The organism is Mesorhizobium sp. WSM4849, from assembly GCF_055811385.1.
The window spans coordinates 16,980-33,656 of the sequence record NZ_JBVVPW010000037.1 but is presented as its reverse complement, the minus strand read 5'-3'; the positions used below and the strand labels follow the sequence as shown (position 1 = coordinate 33,656).

Genomic DNA, 16,677 nt, shown 5'->3' with positions numbered 1-16,677 from the left:
CTATTCCACTTCCATCGCCTCGAAGGCCGCAGATGCACCGCCATTGACATGCATCATCGGTCCGCACTCGAGACGGGGATCCGGCGCATAAGATGTCTGGTTTGCCGGCCGCTTGCAGGGCGCGGTCTTCTCCTTGACCGTGCCGCAGCCGGAAAGAGCGGCCACGACCACGAAAAGCGTCATCACTGTCGCTGTTTTTGTCGGCTTAGTTCCCACTGTAGCTGAGCGCCTTTTTTGAGTTGGAGATATCGGTCAGACGCCGCTGATTGTCCGCCTGAAGAGACGAAACCGCGCCGTTCATCACACCGATCAGTTCGTTGATCGTCAGGCCCGCTTGCACCTGAAGCTGCGTGTTTTGGTCGATCGAGCCCTTGATGTCCTGCGCCTGGCCGATCTGCTGGCCTGCCTGCTCAAAAGCACTTTTCCGCGTCTGGGCCGCCTGCTGGGACCCATTCACCAGTGCCGCGACACCAAGTACGGTGTTCACCAACTCCTCGTAGGACTTATCGCCAGAGAACGTGCTGTTCGCCTGGCCAGAGAGACTTTTGACCAGTTGCAGACCATTGATAAACGTCGTGGCAACTTTGGCGATGTCCCCGCCCATGCCGCCGAAATTCGGCACACCGCCCTGGAGCAGGCTATCGAATGACGGCATCGACGAGACTGAAAAGCCATTGCCGACGGCCAGGTCCTGCATCTGGTTGGCATCACTGCCGCGATCGCCTGTCACAGACTTCAAGGTCTGCTCGACGGTCGTGAGGATTTCCTTGTTCGTGCCGAGGATCTTGTCTGTGGTCGCGGCTGTCTGTTTCGCTACATCAAAGTTTGCTCCGTCAATCACAGGAACTTGTGCGGATGCGGCCGATGCAAGGACTATCGCCGACGCAGAAAAGATAAAGCGCTTCATGGTATTCTCCCTCACTGTGGCTTCAACATCAGATTTACGTTGGCCGCGCGTTCGCGTTTCTGAACGCATGCTTTCTCCGTCGGGCTCCATTCGAGCCCTTCGCGCGGATCGCAGAGGCCGGTTGTCTCGCGCGGTTTTTTGTCCTCGTCCTTAAAATCTGAGGACTGCGAAGTGCCCGAGAGATTGCTTGCCGTGCCGGCGTTGCGAGAGTTGATCAGGTCGCCCATTGCCGTTCCCATGCGGATGACCTGATTCATCATTTCGAGATTGGCATTGCGGGCGCCGGAGTTGTGATCCCAACTGTCCTGGATCGTGCCACTCTGCATCCCACCCAACTGTTGTAGCCACAACGCTACATTTCCGACGCTATCGGTCGCCGCTTGCGACGTCGCCATGGCGTTGATCGTTGAGTCCCGCATGCCGGTATATGCGGTATCGCCTCCGCCATAGTTCAGCGGAATGTTCGCCGAGTCCGAACCGCCGAAGGCCGGAAGCCATCTTTGCGTGATGTTTTTTACGTAGCCCTGAGTCTCCTTGAACGGCGGAATGCCGCCGTATTTTTGGACGTTGCCGTGACCGGAATTGTAGGCCGCAAGAGCAAGGTTCACGTTGCCGTTGAAGCGCCTCAATTGCTGCCGGTAATATTTGGCGCCTCCGCGCAGGTTTTCCTCGATGTTGTGAGGGTTGACGCCGAGATCGGCAGCCGTACCGGGCATGAGCTGTGCCAGGCCGATCGCGCCCACGCCTGACTTTGCACAAGGGTTGAAACGGCTTTCCTGGTACACAAGAGCGAGAAATTCGTTCTCGTTAATGCCTTCCTCTCGGGCGATACGCTTCACCAGACCGGCAATTTCCGGATTGGCGTTGGCAGCTGCTACCGGATCGTCTCGCCGGCCAGGCCGGTACACCGAGCAAGTGACGCTCTTGTTTATGGAAAAACGATCCTTGTCGACTTTTTCGATTTCGGTCGTCTTTTCGTCCCTCGTCGTACGCTCGGTCAGGTTCGCACCGTCGATAACGGGCACTCCTCCCGCCAATGCCGGCGCCGGTACAGCAAGCGCCGTCAACATCAGCCATAGAGCAGGACTATTCTCCATTGACCCTCTCCCATCCGCAGAATTCAGCCAGCCAGTTTTCAGGCTCATCGCCATATTTTTCCCGCAGCGCGGCACACTCTTCGATCGTCTTCTTGTTGCCGGAGAGCACCTTTACGAGATCCGGCATTGTCGACAGATCGAGACGGGCAATGACGGAGTCATTGCCGTGCTTGATGAGAAACGTGCGCTTTTCAGGCGGGGTATTCTTGATGAAGTTGAATTCTTTGACCGTCAGCCCAAATCGCTTGATGTAGCTCTCGTCATCCGCGCGCGGATTCGGGAAATGGATGTTCGTCGCTGCTTGCTCGATAATCGTGTGAGACGCTTTGGCCTTGGCGATATCGGCCGCTGATTGCGTACCAAAGCCAACGATGCCATTCAGCTTTCGGATCGTTTTCATCTTATCGACGATGAAGTTGCTGAACGTTTCGTCGGAAAGAAGCTGCCAGCCTTCGTCCATGAAGAACATAACAGGATCGCCGGTCAGCAGCTCGTCGAGGCGATGGTAGATGTACATCAAAGCAGGCGTGCGAAGATCCTCAGTCAAGAGGATGCTTGTCATGTCGAATCCGAAGACGCTTCTTCCGGAGAACGACAAGACATCGTGCGGAGCGTTGAACATCCAGGCCTTTTCACCGTCGATCCAAGGTCGCAGTCGGGAATGAAGGTCATTCGCGTCGGCCCGAGAACGGCCGACGAGCAGGCCCGAAAGATTTGGCAGATTGCGTTCGGCCGCAGGCTCCTGCATCAGGCGGGCGATCGCTCGTTCGAGCGTGTCTTCGTCTTCTGGTGAAAAGTCCTGCCGATCGCCCGACCGCAGCATGGCTTTGAGCAGACGCAACAGAAACTCGCGGTTCGGCCCGGTGTTCTCAAGCTGCAACGGATTGAAGCCGGTCGGCGTGCCAGGCGACAAAACTTCGTAAGAGCCGCCAATCGCACGGATGAAAATCTCCGCGCCCCTATCCTTGTCGAAGAACACAGCCTTGGGGGACGGCGATACCCGGAAGGCTTGCGCCAGAAGGAACGTCATCGCCACGGTCTTGCCCGACCCGGTGGGACCGTCGACTGTGAAATGACCGATATCGCGACGGTGAAAATTGAACCAATAGGGCGTTTGCGATGTTGTCTCGAGGATCGTGATCGGCAGTCCCCAATGTGTCCGGTCGGCCTGCCCGGTTGCGAAATTGTGCATCGACGATAGGCCTGAGAAATTTGCACTCGACAGCATGGCCTTGCGGGCGATGTAGCTGTGATTTCCCGGCAGTTGCGCCCAAAAGGCTGCTTCAAGGTTCACGTCCTCTCGCAGCCAGTTAATGTTCATGTCGGTGAGGCACGACCCGAGCTCCGAAACGGAGCGGCTTACGCCTTCAAGATCCCGCGATAGGCATAGCAATGTCAGGTGGTGAAACCCGAACACGGCTTCCTGATTCATGAGGCTGTTGAGCGCAAAGTCGATATCGTGCTCGACCGAGCTTCCGGCTTCATCCGATGCCTGGATTTGCCGCTGCAGGCGGCTAATCCGCTCCTGGGCAATTGGCTTGTCCGCAATCGTGAATGATTGCGTCAGGATGAATTCGTGGTTCACCTGCAGCAGGCCGTCGAGCATCCCTGGACCGGTGAACGGCGGATATTCCTTGACGGACAGCAGCGCGCCAAACCGGTTGTCTTCTTCGATGGCACCCTGCGCCTGCATGGTCCGCTTGCTGAAATGCAACCGCGACGCTCCGACGTAATTGCGCATGCCCATGCGGGGCAGCCTCATCTTCCGGGGCACACCGCAGGTCAGGATCGTATTGAAAAACTCGCAAGGTTCCGAATAGGGCTCGCCGTCGCGATAGCTGATGCCGAGCGCCCGGGCACCGTATTTCTGAAGCTCACGCGTGATGTTTCCGATCAGCTCCTCGAGCTCCGTCACATCCTCGCGCGTTTGCTGCCCGCGCGCATCGCCGCCTGCAGTCCGATCCAGAAGGCGCTTGGCCGCATCGCTCAAGCCGAGCGGTCCGCGCAAACCCGATCGCACAATGGTCAGATAGATCTCGTTTGTGAACATGCGCTTCCGGCGCAACTGCTCCATGTAGCGCCTGTTCAGGAGATCGCAGAACGGATCATCGAAGGTTCCCTCAATCTCCGTTTCGACCTCGCGCCGGATAACCGTCGACCAGACAGAAAAACGGCTTGAACCGAGCGCCCGGATCATCGTGTTCTGGACGACCGAGCGCATATTGAGCTCAGCCTGATCCTCCGTCTGGAAGAACAGGCCATCCAGCTTGATCACGCAAAGAAGGGCGCCATTTTCCAACCCCACGACCGTATTCGAGACGTGCCGTAAGTAAGGAATATGAGCCGCCATAGGCCGCTCTTTGTTAGCGACCTTCCCAAATCCGAGTTCTTCTCTAACGACTTTCAGCATCCGTTACGGCCCATATGAGTTGGCTCCCCAAAATGTCTTATTGGGCGTCCGCGGAGTCTTCCGGGACGCCACCTGCAACACGTCAAGAATCTTGCTGTCCCAAGTGCAGAGCGAAAACAGGAAGAGGTAGCTCACCGGAGCTACCAGGAGCGCCCACAGCGAATTCGTCCCAAGCCAGCCGATGATGGTTATGCCGACGATGATGATGACGGCCATGTACGGCACTCCCCACAGCGTTGGTGACCGGGTTAGTCCGATCACCAACGGGGTCACCAGAGGCTTTTCGTCCTGGTGCTCAGCCATCGGTCAATTGCCGACAGCCGAGATCATCTCATCGACGATATTGGGAGCGCCGAACACCAAACCGATGCCGATGACAACCGCGCCCGCCGTGAACCAAGACAGACGGCCCGCAAATGCCAGAAAGCCCAGTCCGATGACGGCGATGATCGCGAGCAACCGACCAAACGGACCGGTGATGAAGTCAACAATCATCTGTACGGCGGTTTGAAGCGGCCCGAATGCACCACCACCACCGCCAGTGTCTTGTGCAAGCACCAGATCGGCGCCAGCCACCTGCATAACCGCCACGAGCCCGAGTAGCGCCGCCACCTTGACAGCCCCTGCCCCCGGTCCCCTTACCGCATCAATTCTCATACTTCTCTCCTTCAAAAATGCATCACACCGCCGACGAACCTGCCGGTTTTCTTGACCGCGATGACGCCAACATCTCGATCATCGCCCGCATCGGCGATTGCTTCCGAAGCATCCGCCGGCGACTTGCCCGTGGTTGCCGGCATCGGCAGGCCAAGCTGATAGTTCACGACCTTCGCCACGTAGCCGACGGTCTCTCTGAAAGGCGGAATGCCGCCGTACTCATAAATCCGCCGTTCCCCGGCGTTGTAGGCGGCCGCGACCAGCAGTGGATTTTGAAATTCGTCGAGGAGCACCCGCAGGTACCTCATCCCGCCTTCGATGTTTTCCGCGGGATCGCAGACGTCGCGCACACCGAATTGTGCCGCGGTCGCAGGGATGAGCTGCATCGGCCCGCGCGCGCCCTTCTCCGAGTTTCGGATTCGATCAAAGCCGCTCTCAGCCCAGGCAATGGCCGTCGCAAATACTTCATCGACCCTGTGGCGACGTGCTGACTCAATGACCAACGTCTTGGTTTCAGACGCACTTAATGGAGATGGGCCGCATTGCCGCACGTTTTCCGTGTCCTGTTTGTCGGGCACAATGATGCCATTGTGGGTTATTGCACCCGTGACGCTTCCAACTCGGTCGGTATCAATCGGTTTATCGTTCTTAACTCTCTGCACTGGAGAAATGTTACCGATATGATTAGATGTCATGACGGCGTTTTTAGCCGGTGGCTCTGACAGCACAACGCCATCGGCACCAAGGACAAAGTCGCTTTCAGGGCTGGACCACCGTCTATCGAATATGGCCGTGATCGCGGTTTCGCTAAGAGCGGCAGGGTTTCCCTGATCGCTGATAGAAACGTGCTGTTTTGGCGTTCTTTTAAGGATTTCGCCGCCCTGGGATGCTCCTCCTCCCAAGGTCGAAAGCGCCGCTACACCTATCAGCAGAACGATGCGTGAATCAGCTGCCATCCTAGCCCTTCCTGCCATCGGCCCCACCCCATTTGAGGTGTTGAGATCGCAACGAAAACCGTTAAGTTCTAACAGGTATGATACCGATATGGCATACTGATACATGCTTTTGCGCCATACTTAAACCCCCTAGGTGCAGGGAATCCAACACAACCAAAATGGTAAGGGCTAGAAAATGAAAGGCACGATCATCGCCGCACTCGCAAGTTGCATATTGGCAACGTCTGCCTTCGCTGCGCCGGACATCGACAAGGACTACGTCAAATCGCTGGCGTCGCCGGGCAAGACAGTCCTGGTCGTCGAATACTATGACGGCAGCGGTAAAGTCGTGGATCGCAAGGGCTTTGCATCTGCCAGTGGATATAAGGCTGTCTCGCCGACCGACATTCAGGTCGACGACAAGACAATACTGCATCTCTACGGCGTCGAGCCGTGCACCGGCGAGATGGTGAATCGCACCGAAGGATATTCGGGATCATGCAGCGGCTTCGCGCAGCAAGAATTGCAGGTGATGCTGAAGTCAGCAAAGGTTCTCTTCTGCCGCGCCTTCGTCAGCGAACAGAATGCACCGAGCCAGGATGCGACTTGCTACGGCTACTATAACTATCCCGGCAGCCTCGACAGCGTTGACATGCTTGAAGACGAGCTGGTTTCCCTTGGCGCACTTCGAGTGGTGAAAAACCCGGATGGTTCGCCCGCGCGAGTGGATCTCGAAAAAGCACAACGCATCGGCAAACAAGGATACGGGATGTGGGCCGATCCGAGGGTCAAAGGCCAATGAGAAGGGCCGCGATTTATCTAGCGGCGATTCTCACATCAGGAGAGATCAATGCCGCGCCTGCAGGATACTTCGATCTTCAACCTGGCGTGACGCTCGAATCCGGCGACACGTGGGTTGCCGGCGGCAACCGCTATCGTCTCTACGGTGTGCAATCTTGCCTTCGCGGGACCCCTTACACCGACAAGACAGGCCAAAAGCGAGATTGTGGCGACGCTTCGCTCGCCCTTTTCGCCGCCTACATCAAAGACACCCGACCGGTTTGTGCGCCTGTCGCCAAGACCGTGGAGACGTCCTATGTCGTCTGCTACGCCACAGTCGGCAGGGACAGACTGGACCTTGCGACCATGATGGTCACTAGCGGATATGCCTTCGCTGCCCTCAATGCCGAAGGCCTGCCGTTTCATCCTCCTTATGCCGTTGCCGAACAAGGCGCCCGAGAGCAACGGGCCGGTCTGTGGCAGTTCGAAGACGTACAGCACCCGGCGATCCTCTTGAGCAGGTCGGCAAACGAACGCGCCAAGAAAGCTGCCAAATGAAAAAGCATGTGCTCGCGGCTGCTGTATCCGCCGCCATCGCGCATCCCTCGATCGCCGCCGACATCATCGACGAGCCGCCATTGCCGCCGCGCCTCGGGCCGCAAGCCGCAGCGCCAGCTCCGGCCTTCGCCGTCTTTCGCGGCCGGGTGGCGGTCATGGACGGCCGAACGCTTTGGTATCCCCAATATGCACAACGGGTTCGCCTCGCAGACATCGATGCATGCGAGCTGCCGCAATGGGCGCTCAATCCCAAATGGGAGACCCGCGACAAGATCAAGGCGCCGCCACCAGTCCCATGCGGTCCGCTCGCCAAGGCATGGCTGAAACGCACTGTCGGCAACAAAAGCGTCGAATGTGCTGTTCTCGGCTACAGCCATGACGGTGTGCCGCGCGGTCGCTGCGCAACGGGCGGCGAGGATCTCGCCCTCGAAATGCTGCGTGTCGGATGGGCGCGCGTTGCCTCGCCCTACCCCGTGAACGGCCAGTATCTGACCGTTCAGAACTACGCGATGGCAGCGCGCTACGGCATGTGGGCCACGTACGTCCTCGATATGAATGAGTGGCGACGCAAGGCGGTCGACAAGACGCTCGACCGGCGTCCGATCGCCGATTTTAACCTGCTCGCTGAGCGCGAGAGTGAAATTTCGCCTCCCTTCGTCGATGCTCGTCATAAACCGAAGAGGACAGACCGATAGTTGCCGGACTTCGCTCATATTGCGAGCTCGTTCGCAACCGATCCTCTGGCGGGCCTATTGCTCGCCATTCCCTTATCGTTTGCTCTCCTTACCGTTTCGGCCAAACTGTGGTGGGTCCACGGGCCGCTCGCCGCACTGCTCCTTGTCGCTTCGATTTTGCTTCACGATCAACGTCACCTGGCGTTCGACAGCTTTCTTGTCGGCCTCTTCGCCTTTCCCACTCTTTGCCGCGATATCCCCAACAAACCGCTGCTCTATCGTGTGGGGATCTTCTGGTTCTCTGCCTTCACGCTCATTGCCGCCGTCTCCTACGCCGCCGGCGATCGAGCGTCGAACGCCTCACCCATCGACCAAATATTTGTCGGTCGGGAGCCACCAGCAGCAACAATCGAGAGGATCATCTGACATGAAACAACTGCTTTACGCCGCAATCGGCCTTGTCCGCTGTCACCTTCCTGCCTGCTACCGCCGCCAAGGCTCAAGATGCCTCCTGGGGTTGCCAAGTACTGCTCTGTGCTGCCTCGCAAAGTCCGTCCTGGCATGGCGTCTCCTACTGCGTTCCGCCAATGACGAAACTCATTCGCGCCATGGCGAAGCCAGGCTTCTCTTGGCCGATTTGCCACGAAGCAAAGGCTGGAGAACCTGGCCGCCAAGAGTACGCCGACTGCCCGGAAGGCTCGAAGGTCGGCTATAGCGAGCGGGGCAAGGAAGGCAATCGCCGCGTCCCCGATCAGTGCGTCAAGACCGTGAATGTCTGCAAATCGAGGTTTAACAGCCAAGCCGACAAAAATGGCCTCACTATTCCCGTTCGTCGCGCTGGTCGTGACAGCGACAACGGAAGCGATAGCTGCACTAAAGAAATTTCGTCAATGCGTCCCCGCCGCGCCGATCCCTGGTATTTCGACATCCCGAACGACCAAGGCGTAAAACAACGCCACTGGTTCAATTTGAATCTCTAGGTGAGGACTCCAGCGTGAACCAAAACGCACTTCTCGCGATTGCCGCCACCGTTGGCTTGTTAGCCGGCGCTGGCGGCACATGGCTTGCGATGCCCGGCGTCGAAGCACAGGCACTTTCTAAGGCCGAACTCACAGCGGCTATTTCTGCCGATCCTTCTCTGTGCCCTGTTCCGCAAGCCCCGATCGTCGAAGCGCCGACGGAGGATGAAGCTCTTGCCGCCTTCCGGAAGGCACAGGAAGCTTCGCCGCTCGTTTGGGACCGCAACAACATGCCCGAGATCTCGCTTACTCTCGGCCAGTGCGACAAGAACAGCAGCGGCCTCGGAGTATCGTGCATGACATCAATCAAGATGTCACCACAGGCTCAGCCCCTGGATCGCGTCGTCGGGTTTGCAAAAGGTGCATCCGGCGAATGGATCGCTACCATCAACTAGCCGGCCTCCGCCGCCGTTTTTAAACGGCGAGACCGACGAAAACAGGTGTTGCTGAAAATGGAAGACGAACTCGCCCCTGAACATTAAAGGGGCACAGATATACGGTAGAAAGATCATATCATGAACAGCGGCCCGATTCCGAGCTCCAGTCCCGCGCGAAATCGAGGGTCGGAGAAGGGTGGGAAGTTGCCGTTCGGCTACAGAACGAGCACGTGGTGCCATCAGCTGACAAGCCCACGCGATGTGGTGGGCACCATGGACCCAGTCGACTCGAACCGCTCAGTCAAGCTTAAGCCGAGCGCTGTGACGATCGGCAACCAGCGAGTAATTTCGTCTTCGACGGCGATCCCTACTGGACGAGTTCGCCTTCCATCACGAAACGGCGCTCGGTGGGACCGGTTGGCAGCAAACGAAAGCTTCCGGCGCCTTTGAGCTTCTCCAGCTTGCCGGTGCCGCCAACGACCTGCCACACTCCATTGTCCAGGAGCTTCGGCTTACCATCGGGCCCGGGGACGAACACCGCCTGGATAACCCATTTTATGTAGGCCTTGTTGCCATCCGTCGTAGCGAATTCCAGATAGCCGCGCGGTTCGCCGCCAACGCCTGGCACGACGTCGTGAGCGCCATATTCCTGAACGGTCGCGCCGGCGAGTGGACCCTGACCTTCGGACTTGCCTTCCCGTCGGACCAGCAAGAAGAAGTGCTTGCTCGCATCGGCGAAATCGAGCCGGATGGCTTCCTTCTGCGCGACAAGCGCCTCAAACTTCACCGGCTCGGCCTGAACGGGAGACGCGATAATTAACAAAGGCGTCGCAACCGCAGTGATCGTGCTAAACCTCCTCATTGTGTTCTCCTTTGATTCGTCTCGAAAGCTCGGTGAACATGTCGAGAGCACGCAAGGACGTGCGTACCACGCGCGTTGTTTGGATGCGTCGAATGTAGATGTCACTGCCGCTCTCCCGCGAAGGCCTCTCGGGGCCTCGAGCTTCAAGAACAGAGCTGCAAAGATTACACGATCTCATGTCCTTGAGAAAGCGGTGTCAAGGCCTGCGCACGCCGATGCTTTGCATAGGCACGCAACGTCTTAGCCGGGTCAGATTGCGTCATGCTACCCTCGCAACTGAACGACCGCAAAGCGTCGAGAGCGGCCGAAAAAGCCGCTAATCTGTCTCCCCTGAATGCTTCAGGTTTCGCGCTTGCGACGGGCGAGGAGTTTTTCACCATCGGCCCTCAATTCGCCGTTCGGCCCGACGAACCGGTAAAGCGTCTGCCTGGTAATCCCGAGTTCGGCACACAGATCGCGTATCTTGGTTTCGGGCTGCCCCATCGCCGCACGAGCAAGGCGCAACTTGGCCGGGGTCATCTTGAAAGGACGACCGCCGTGCCGCCCTCGCGCGCGGGCTGATGCCAGCCCCGCCTTGGTACGTTCGACGATCAGCGCCCGCTCGAACTCAGCCAACCCAGCGAAGATCGCAAAGACCAGTCGGCCGTTGGCGGTCGTAGTGTCGATCGAGGCGCCTTCGCCAGCGAGCACCTTCAGGCCGACACTGCGCTTCGTGAGATCGCCAACGAGATTGACCAAATGACGGAGATCGCGGCCGAGCCGGTCGAGTTTCCAGACCACGAGCGCATCGCCCCCGCGCAGTGCCTTCAGGCACGCTTCGAGACCAGGCCGGTCATCCCGCCGGCCGGAGGCGGCATCCTGATAGATATGGTTGGGAAGAACGCCGGCCTTGATCAGCGCATCGCGCTGCAGGTGTCATTGCCCTGCTTTTCGGCTGGAACTTCATAGCCGCTTTGATTTGGGGATGCTTGACCGGTGCCGTGCAAGCCGGTGCGATCAGGTTGATCCACGGAAGAGCAGATCGACTTTGACCGCAAGCACCTGTGGCATGAAGAAGCCCGCTTTTCAGCGGGCTTGTTCACCCCCATGATGGCCGATCACCTCACCCAAAAGGCGCCGCCATCTCCATAACCGTCGCCATTTCCCGTTCCTCGAGACGCTCCCGCCTCGCGATCAAATATGCCGCGATGTATACCAGCTTCCCGATGGATTCCTGGTGATCGGCGGGCTGATACGCAATCACGTCGCGCCGCGCCGCGGCCTCGTCCAACGCGATCACGTCGCCAGCCCCGGGCCCCTTCTCAGTCTTTCGCAACGCTTTGGCCACTCTTTGAGCTGCGACATGTCGTTCGGTTATGTCGGCCAGGGTGCCGAGCCGCGCCTCGGCATTAATCGCCGTGCGATTCTGCCGAGTGAAATGGTTGTCTCCGGATAGGTCATTTGAAGATTTTCCTAGGCTCAGCATGGCTTCATTCCTCATGCGGGCACACTCCGCCCCTGCCACCCCGGCCAAAATCGAGTTGATAAAAACGTTGATCAAGGACGAGAGCACGATAGGATACGAAACGAAACGAAACGAAAGCAGCGCCTGTAAGCCATTGATTAAGAATGGAAAAATATTTCTCCCTCCGCCGGGGGACGAAAGTGATTTCAAAGAAATATTCAAGCGGTTGGCCGCGGCGGGTGCTGGTAGGCCATTGGGCAAGGACGGGTTTCCTGCAGGCCCATGGACGCCAGAGCTTCTCGCAGAGGCGATTTCACAGATCGATTCCAACCGGATTGGGGTCGATCTGCGAACGGTGCAGCTTTGGTTTCAAGAGAACGAGAAGGGAATTAGCACTGCCAATATTCGTTGGCTGGCGAGGGTTTTTGGGTGCGATGATCCGGTGGCAACCAGCGAATGGCAGATGGAGCTTAGTGCGGCGCAATCGCGGTTATCGGCCAAGAGACGAGAATGGAAGAGAGCCGGAAGCAGCGTTGCACAGGAGATTCCAGATACGGCACTGGCTGCGACATTCGATGACGAGACAGACTCCCCGGCAGAGCCGACACGGGATACTGACGCCAAGGGGCCGAGGCGGCGTTTTAGTTTGGCGAGGAAATCGGAGGCGTTTTTTAGTCACGGATCTCCCCTGAATTTACCGGCGTCGGTGTTTGCCGGCATGACCGCCCTCGGCTTTTTGTCGTACATCATTGGTATCCACAACGTCACCTACGAGCGAGCGGACGGGCTCGTTAAGCAGGTTGGATTCCTTTGGGCAGCGAATTGGACACTCGACTTTATGGTGTTCTTACCGCTGTTTTTCTTCTTCGTTATAGAGTTGCTGGTCTTCTGGAAAAGTGAGGGGCGCAGAAAGCTCGCAGCGCAGGGCGATCAGGTGGAAAGCGACGACGCCTGGTTGCGCAACGTTGACGCTTCCTCGTACACATATTTGTCGGTTTTTTTGATTTGCTTGCTGTTCGCGGGTCTTTTTCAATGGATCGGCGTGTCCTTGATGCCGTTGATGAAGGGCGGTGGCAACTATGCCATAGATTGGGGGAAAATAGCTCTTGTGCGTCCTGAGGTCATATCTGTCCCCGAAACAGTCATTTTTACGGGGCTCGCTTACCTATACATGTGCCTGGTGTTTTATCTTTTCTTCGCAGGTCTCATTTTGCTCTATACGGTTGTTCATGATCTTTGGAGAATTGGAGACGGATTGAAGAAGCTGCCGCATGTTGATCGTCAGCAAGAGCTCAATGAAGCCGGCCTCACAGTGATGCGTGGGGTTTTTCGGTGTACCGTTTTGGGGGTTCTGGTCGCCATATGGATGAAGGTCCAAAGCTCTTATCTGGCATCCAGTGGTGAGAATATTGTGGCGTGGTTGGTCGGCGATATGTCTTCGATGTTCCAAGGTCGCGATGATGTGAGCACCGGGTTCCGCTATCGTATGCCGACGCATTACAGCAGCCTTCTTATCGTTATTTCGACCTGTTTTGTATTTCTGTATGGCTCCATCCGATTAGGTGTCGGAGGTCGTTTTCATGCGCCTTTGTGGAAGATGTCGGCGGTCGTGGCGTTACTTGTTGTCAGCTACTTGTTGATCGACGCGTTTGCCGGCTTTTCCACCCTTCTGGCCATTTCAGTGCTAGTCGCACTATACGGCCTGTTCGATCCAGGATTAGGCCGCTGGCGAGCGAGCGAGTTAGGAAACAATCAGAGTGTTTCATAGTTGGCTCGATCGTTGGGACGAACGCCGGGCCCTTCGCGGAGAGGAAGGGAAGAAACCAACGGATTTCGTCCTTGACGCGGAACGCGCCTTTCCAGGTGCGAAGAAGATAACAAGTATCGAGGAATTCTGTGCCCTTGCGGACCAAGCCGTGGCTGATCCAGCCTTTTTCGATGAGCCGAGTGTGAGTGATCAGGGTTTTGAAAGGCTAGATGGGTGGCTCAAATTTCCATCGGACATTTCTACTGATATCGAACAGAACAATGTCGTCTCGGCGAAAATCACAGAAAGCGGGTCGTTCGATCAGGCGATGGTGATTTTTCACCATTGGAATGCAAGCGCCCGGAATCGTCAGATTGCCAACTTTTTCTCGCAGCGTGGCATCACGGTTGTCGAGATTGCTATGCCTTATCACTTCGAACGCAGCCGTCCCGGCTCCGTGCACGCCGACCATATGCTTAGCCCCAATCTCGGTCGAACGATCCAATCTGTAAGGCAGGCAGTGTTGGATGGGCGAAAACTCATACGTTGGTTGAAAAGCGAAGGCTATCGAGAGATTTCGGTTCTCGGAATGAGCTTAGGTTCCTGGGTTGCGGCCATAGTCGCGGCACACGACTTGGCTGTGTCAAAAGCCTCGTTGTTTCTGACGGCGGGGAGTCTAGCGGATATGGTTTGGACGGGCCGGGCGACACGATCGATACGCGATAGCCTTGAGCCTGAGATTGAGCTGACCGATCTCAGAAGGGCCTGGGGTCCACTTAACTTGGAGAATTACGCGCATAGTTTGGCACGGCCTGATCTCGATCTTCAGGTTGTGTTGGCTAAGAGAGACAAAGTGGTGTTGCCAGAGCTATCGGAGAGGTTCATGCAGAGGCTGAAGGACGCCGGGGCTAGGCCAAATATTCTGGAATTAAACTGTGGTCACTATTCGCTCGCCATGCCGCCTTACATTTTGTTGGCCGGTTTGAGCTTGAAGCGCTTACTAACGCGCGGCCGTTGAGCGGTTTCTGTCGTCTGCTGACAAGTCGGCCCGGCGAGCATGAGTTTGGCGTTGGCCGGTCAGTTCACCTTCCTATCGAGATCGGACACCCCTTATTGCATTGGCACGGGCAACGCTGGTGACATGCCCCTCAGCATCCGCCGATAAGCGTCCACGCATGCGCTCTTTAAGCAGCCCAACATCACTTGGATGCATGGCTTTGATGGTTTGACGCACGGTAGCCGCGAGCGTGCTGGTCGTCCAATACTCCTCAAAATCAGCAAATGTTCGTCGAACTGTGATCTCTCGCGTATCGATCTCATCCAGGGAGGCATTTCGCCACAATAGCCGCAGTGCTTCCAGGCCGGTTATTTCCGAATGCGGCGGATGTACAGCAGGGAAACCAATCGCGCTCAATTCGGTGTGCATCATCTCAAGCGGATGTCCCCCACCGATCATGTCCCAGACGTAAGCGGCCACGATGCCGCCTGGACGAACTACCCGCGCCATCTCGACAACGCCCTTGGCGGGATCAGGAACGAAGAAGATCACCAGCGCCATAACGGCGACATCGAACTCGGCCTCCGAAAACGGAAGGCTCAGGGCGTCACCCCATTGAAACTTGACGATTTGACCCAAGGGTCGCGTCCGTGCAAACGACAGCTGCGCATCAGAGGGATCAACCCCTTGGACCTCAGCGGGCGCCCAACGTTCAATAATCAATTCCGTAAACGCGCCAGTTCCACAGCCGACGTCGATCCAGCGTAAGCCTTGCGAGGGCGCGAGCCATTCCAGGAAGATTTCGCCGGCCGCTCGGCTCCAGGTGCCCATCATCTTTTCATAGGCGACCCCATCGTCATAGCGGATTTCGATCTGGCTCATCGAGATCACCTCTCCCCGACTGAGCTTCACAATATCAACTTTGAGAAGCGAATGCCCGGTTTTGGCGCGACCGCGACCTCCACAACGCGAAGGCTTGACCCAATCCAGGCGTCCGCGCATCGAGCAGGCTACGACGGAAGATGACTGCTAACGCGACATTGATTCCGCTGAAATTCTCCGGTCACGTAACCGCAACCTTGTCCGCGACAAAAAGGTAACGATTGAGGCTGAAGAAGAACTTCCCCTGCTTGCCAAGTTCAGAAAACTCAGCAAGCCAAGCGTTTGCTTCCTCCTGGGACACGCCTCTGCGCCCGACTACAAAGGATGCCATGATAGCCAGCATGCGTCTGGCGTAGGTATTGTCGTGGTACTCGGGATTGAACATCGGAATCACACCGCGTTGTCGAATCGTGAACCCGGCGTCGCGGAGCTGCCCCGACAAGGTCCGGGGTAGCCCGCCGTGTACAAAATGTTCGTCCCAAGCCGAAAGCACCCGCTCCATGCGCGGCTGATCGCCCGTGTAAATTACCAACGAATCGTAGTCCGTATCCAGAGCAACCACGCGACCGCCCGGGCGCGTTACTCGGTAAAGCTCCGCGAGCGCTGCCGGAATATCGGCAACATATTCGTAGACCTGAGTTGATACGGCAGCATCGAAATCATCGTCCGGATAGGGCAGTTTGGTTGCCTCTGCCCGCAGGAATTCGGCCCAAGGCCGATTAGCGCAACGTTTTCTGGACATGGCCAGCATGTCGTCGCTGATGTCGATACCGCACACACGCCCGTCGGGCCCGACAGAAGCTGCCATGTCGTAAGCCAGGAGTCCGGGGCCAGAACCGATGTCGAGAATCCGTTCGCCCTCCCTCAGCTGCAGTGCCTTCAGCACTTGGCACCGCTGTTCGACCACGTCGGGAGTCAAATAGAGCGCTTCGACCTTTCGGCTGGTCTCTTCGTCAAATTCCAGCCCGCCGCTCATTTTGATGTGCCCTGTCTCCACTGGGCGCTAGCCGCCGCGAAAAGCATGGGGTTCACATTATCACGTCCGCTTTCCGACGATGAGTCTCTTTGAGAGCATTGCAGTCCCATGGCAGCGGCAGTAACTCGCCCATCAAGGCGGCTCGCGGAATGCCAGCTATGTGGGAATTGGAGGATGGCTGCTTCTCCGCTTTCCACCCATCTGCGACTTTGCTTGTGGGCTATTGCCGCAGCCCGCTCACCGCCACCGTCGGGGCCGTCGAAACGGCATCGAACCGTTTGGCCATCTCGCGGACGCCCTCACCAGGATCGTCAACGGCCACGCCAACAGACGAGTCTCCTTGCCCTAGGCCTAC

General features: G+C 57.4%; 20 protein-coding genes. 8 read left to right on the top strand and 12 right to left on the bottom strand.

Translation table 11 applies throughout. The annotated features are described in order from the left end of the window. From AC0L3L_RS30305 to AC0L3L_RS30275, 7 genes are read right to left on the bottom strand one after another with little or no spacing between them, the layout of a single operon-like run. Entirely contained in the window at window positions 1–183 is a 183-nt protein-coding gene (locus tag AC0L3L_RS30305; RefSeq protein ID WP_473640734.1) for a hypothetical protein, read from the bottom strand. A 22-nt stretch (window positions 184–205) separates the two neighbouring features. Then, on the bottom strand, window positions 206–907 hold the full coding sequence (locus AC0L3L_RS30300; protein ID WP_473640732.1) for a type IV secretion system protein: 702 nt from the start codon (window positions 905–907) through the stop codon (window positions 206–208). Between the two features lie 11 nt (window positions 908–918). Then, entirely contained in the window at window positions 919–2,004 is a 1,086-nt protein-coding gene (locus AC0L3L_RS30295; RefSeq protein WP_473640731.1) for a lytic transglycosylase domain-containing protein, read from the bottom strand. After that, window positions 1,994–4,414, bottom strand: a complete 2,421-nt coding sequence (locus tag AC0L3L_RS30290) for a VirB4 family type IV secretion/conjugal transfer ATPase (RefSeq protein ID WP_473640728.1) — start codon at window positions 4,412–4,414, stop codon at window positions 1,994–1,996. The genes AC0L3L_RS30295 and AC0L3L_RS30290 overlap by 11 nt, the downstream gene beginning before the upstream one ends. A 3-nt stretch (window positions 4,415–4,417) precedes the next feature. After that, window positions 4,418–4,717: a VirB3 family type IV secretion system protein gene (locus AC0L3L_RS30285; protein ID WP_236372195.1), complete on the bottom strand. Its 300-nt coding sequence runs from the start codon at window positions 4,715–4,717 to the stop codon at window positions 4,418–4,420. A gap of 3 nt (window positions 4,718–4,720) precedes the next feature. Further along, complete coding sequence (locus AC0L3L_RS30280) at window positions 4,721–5,071, bottom strand: TrbC/VirB2 family type IV secretion system protein (RefSeq protein ID WP_473640726.1); 351 nt, start codon at window positions 5,069–5,071, stop codon at window positions 4,721–4,723. A gap of 11 nt (window positions 5,072–5,082) precedes the next feature. Beyond that, on the bottom strand, window positions 5,083–6,027 hold the full coding sequence (locus AC0L3L_RS30275; protein WP_473640724.1) for a lytic transglycosylase domain-containing protein: 945 nt from the start codon (window positions 6,025–6,027) through the stop codon (window positions 5,083–5,085). A 175-nt stretch (window positions 6,028–6,202) separates the two neighbouring features. Between AC0L3L_RS30275 and AC0L3L_RS30270 the strand changes: the two genes are divergently transcribed. The 6 genes from AC0L3L_RS30270 to AC0L3L_RS30245 all read left to right on the top strand — a co-directional run bounded on the left by AC0L3L_RS30270 (window position 6,203) and on the right by AC0L3L_RS30245 (window position 9,432). Next, window positions 6,203–6,808: a hypothetical protein gene (locus AC0L3L_RS30270; protein ID WP_473640722.1), complete on the top strand. Its 606-nt coding sequence runs from the start codon at window positions 6,203–6,205 to the stop codon at window positions 6,806–6,808. Then, on the top strand, window positions 6,805–7,344 hold the full coding sequence (locus tag AC0L3L_RS30265; protein WP_473640721.1) for a thermonuclease family protein: 540 nt from the start codon (window positions 6,805–6,807) through the stop codon (window positions 7,342–7,344). Before AC0L3L_RS30270 ends, AC0L3L_RS30265 begins: the two co-directional genes overlap by 4 nt. Continuing rightward, complete coding sequence (locus AC0L3L_RS30260; protein ID WP_473640719.1) at window positions 7,341–8,039, top strand: thermonuclease family protein; 699 nt, start codon at window positions 7,341–7,343, stop codon at window positions 8,037–8,039. The genes AC0L3L_RS30265 and AC0L3L_RS30260 overlap by 4 nt, the downstream gene beginning before the upstream one ends. Next, on the top strand, window positions 8,040–8,444 hold the full coding sequence (locus tag AC0L3L_RS30255) for a hypothetical protein (protein ID WP_473640717.1): 405 nt from the start codon (window positions 8,040–8,042) through the stop codon (window positions 8,442–8,444). 161 nt (window positions 8,445–8,605) lie between these two features. Next, window positions 8,606–8,998 (top strand): hypothetical protein, encoded by a 393-nt coding sequence (locus tag AC0L3L_RS30250; protein WP_473640715.1) that lies wholly within the window; start codon window positions 8,606–8,608, stop codon window positions 8,996–8,998. 14 nt (window positions 8,999–9,012) lie between these two features. Continuing rightward, complete coding sequence (locus tag AC0L3L_RS30245) at window positions 9,013–9,432, top strand: hypothetical protein (protein ID WP_473640713.1); 420 nt, start codon at window positions 9,013–9,015, stop codon at window positions 9,430–9,432. Between the two features lie 349 nt (window positions 9,433–9,781). Here the strand turns inward: AC0L3L_RS30245 and AC0L3L_RS30240 are convergent, their stop codons facing one another. The 3 genes from AC0L3L_RS30240 to AC0L3L_RS30230 all read right to left on the bottom strand — a co-directional run bounded on the left by AC0L3L_RS30240 (window position 9,782) and on the right by AC0L3L_RS30230 (window position 11,756). After that, on the bottom strand, window positions 9,782–10,276 hold the full coding sequence (locus AC0L3L_RS30240; protein ID WP_210237729.1) for a hypothetical protein: 495 nt from the start codon (window positions 10,274–10,276) through the stop codon (window positions 9,782–9,784). A gap of 339 nt (window positions 10,277–10,615) precedes the next feature. After that, window positions 10,616–11,188: a recombinase family protein gene (locus tag AC0L3L_RS30235; RefSeq protein WP_473640790.1), complete on the bottom strand. Its 573-nt coding sequence runs from the start codon at window positions 11,186–11,188 to the stop codon at window positions 10,616–10,618. 190 nt (window positions 11,189–11,378) lie between these two features. Continuing rightward, entirely contained in the window at window positions 11,379–11,756 is a 378-nt protein-coding gene (locus AC0L3L_RS30230; protein ID WP_473640711.1) for a hypothetical protein, read from the bottom strand. A 118-nt stretch (window positions 11,757–11,874) separates the two neighbouring features. Between AC0L3L_RS30230 and AC0L3L_RS30225 the strand changes: the two genes are divergently transcribed. Together AC0L3L_RS30225 and AC0L3L_RS30220 are read left to right on the top strand one after the other, a co-directional pair. After that, complete coding sequence (locus AC0L3L_RS30225; RefSeq protein WP_473640788.1) at window positions 11,875–13,488, top strand: RcgA family putative transporter; 1,614 nt, start codon at window positions 11,875–11,877, stop codon at window positions 13,486–13,488. Continuing rightward, window positions 13,478–14,485: an RcgR family putative quorum lactone hydrolase gene (locus AC0L3L_RS30220; protein ID WP_473640709.1), complete on the top strand. Its 1,008-nt coding sequence runs from the start codon at window positions 13,478–13,480 to the stop codon at window positions 14,483–14,485. Before AC0L3L_RS30225 ends, AC0L3L_RS30220 begins: the two co-directional genes overlap by 11 nt. A gap of 72 nt (window positions 14,486–14,557) precedes the next feature. Here AC0L3L_RS30220 and AC0L3L_RS30215 read toward each other — a convergent pair whose 3' ends face one another. Continuing rightward, window positions 14,558–15,346, bottom strand: coding sequence for a class I SAM-dependent methyltransferase (locus AC0L3L_RS30215; protein WP_473640708.1), 789 nt, complete (start codon window positions 15,344–15,346; stop codon window positions 14,558–14,560). Window positions 15,347–15,527: 181 nt separating this feature from the next. Beyond that, a complete protein-coding gene (locus tag AC0L3L_RS30210) occupies window positions 15,528–16,322 on the bottom strand; it encodes a methyltransferase domain-containing protein (RefSeq protein ID WP_473640706.1) in 795 nt (264 codons plus the stop codon). Window positions 16,323–16,677 lie beyond the last annotated feature (355 nt).

Bases quoted from the DNA above. Each gene is read 5' to 3' on its own strand.
- AC0L3L_RS30300 (WP_473640732.1), bottom strand. From the start codon at position 907: ATGAAGCGCTTTATCTTTTCTGCGTCGGCGATAGTCCTTGCATCGGCC.
- AC0L3L_RS30210 (WP_473640706.1), bottom strand. From the start codon at position 16,322: ATGAGCGGCGGGCTGGAATTTGACGAAGAGACCAGCCGAAAGGTCGAA.
- AC0L3L_RS30295 (WP_473640731.1), bottom strand. From the start codon at position 2,004: ATGGAGAATAGTCCTGCTCTATGGCTGATGTTGACGGCGCTTGCTGTA.
- AC0L3L_RS30290 (WP_473640728.1), bottom strand. From the start codon at position 4,414: ATGCTGAAAGTCGTTAGAGAAGAACTCGGATTTGGGAAGGTCGCTAAC.
- AC0L3L_RS30270 (WP_473640722.1), top strand. From the start codon at position 6,203: ATGAAAGGCACGATCATCGCCGCACTCGCAAGTTGCATATTGGCAACG.
- AC0L3L_RS30230 (WP_473640711.1), bottom strand. From the start codon at position 11,756: ATGAGGAATGAAGCCATGCTGAGCCTAGGAAAATCTTCAAATGACCTA.
- AC0L3L_RS30285 (WP_236372195.1), bottom strand. From the start codon at position 4,717: ATGGCTGAGCACCAGGACGAAAAGCCTCTGGTGACCCCGTTGGTGATC.
- AC0L3L_RS30250 (WP_473640715.1), top strand. From the start codon at position 8,606: ATGACGAAACTCATTCGCGCCATGGCGAAGCCAGGCTTCTCTTGGCCG.
- AC0L3L_RS30275 (WP_473640724.1), bottom strand. From the start codon at position 6,027: ATGGCAGCTGATTCACGCATCGTTCTGCTGATAGGTGTAGCGGCGCTT.
- AC0L3L_RS30260 (WP_473640719.1), top strand. From the start codon at position 7,341: ATGAAAAAGCATGTGCTCGCGGCTGCTGTATCCGCCGCCATCGCGCAT.
- AC0L3L_RS30305 (WP_473640734.1), bottom strand. From the start codon at position 183: ATGACGCTTTTCGTGGTCGTGGCCGCTCTTTCCGGCTGCGGCACGGTC.
- AC0L3L_RS30265 (WP_473640721.1), top strand. From the start codon at position 6,805: ATGAGAAGGGCCGCGATTTATCTAGCGGCGATTCTCACATCAGGAGAG.
- AC0L3L_RS30280 (WP_473640726.1), bottom strand. From the start codon at position 5,071: ATGAGAATTGATGCGGTAAGGGGACCGGGGGCAGGGGCTGTCAAGGTG.
- AC0L3L_RS30215 (WP_473640708.1), bottom strand. From the start codon at position 15,346: ATGAGCCAGATCGAAATCCGCTATGACGATGGGGTCGCCTATGAAAAG.
- AC0L3L_RS30240 (WP_210237729.1), bottom strand. From the start codon at position 10,276: ATGAGGAGGTTTAGCACGATCACTGCGGTTGCGACGCCTTTGTTAATT.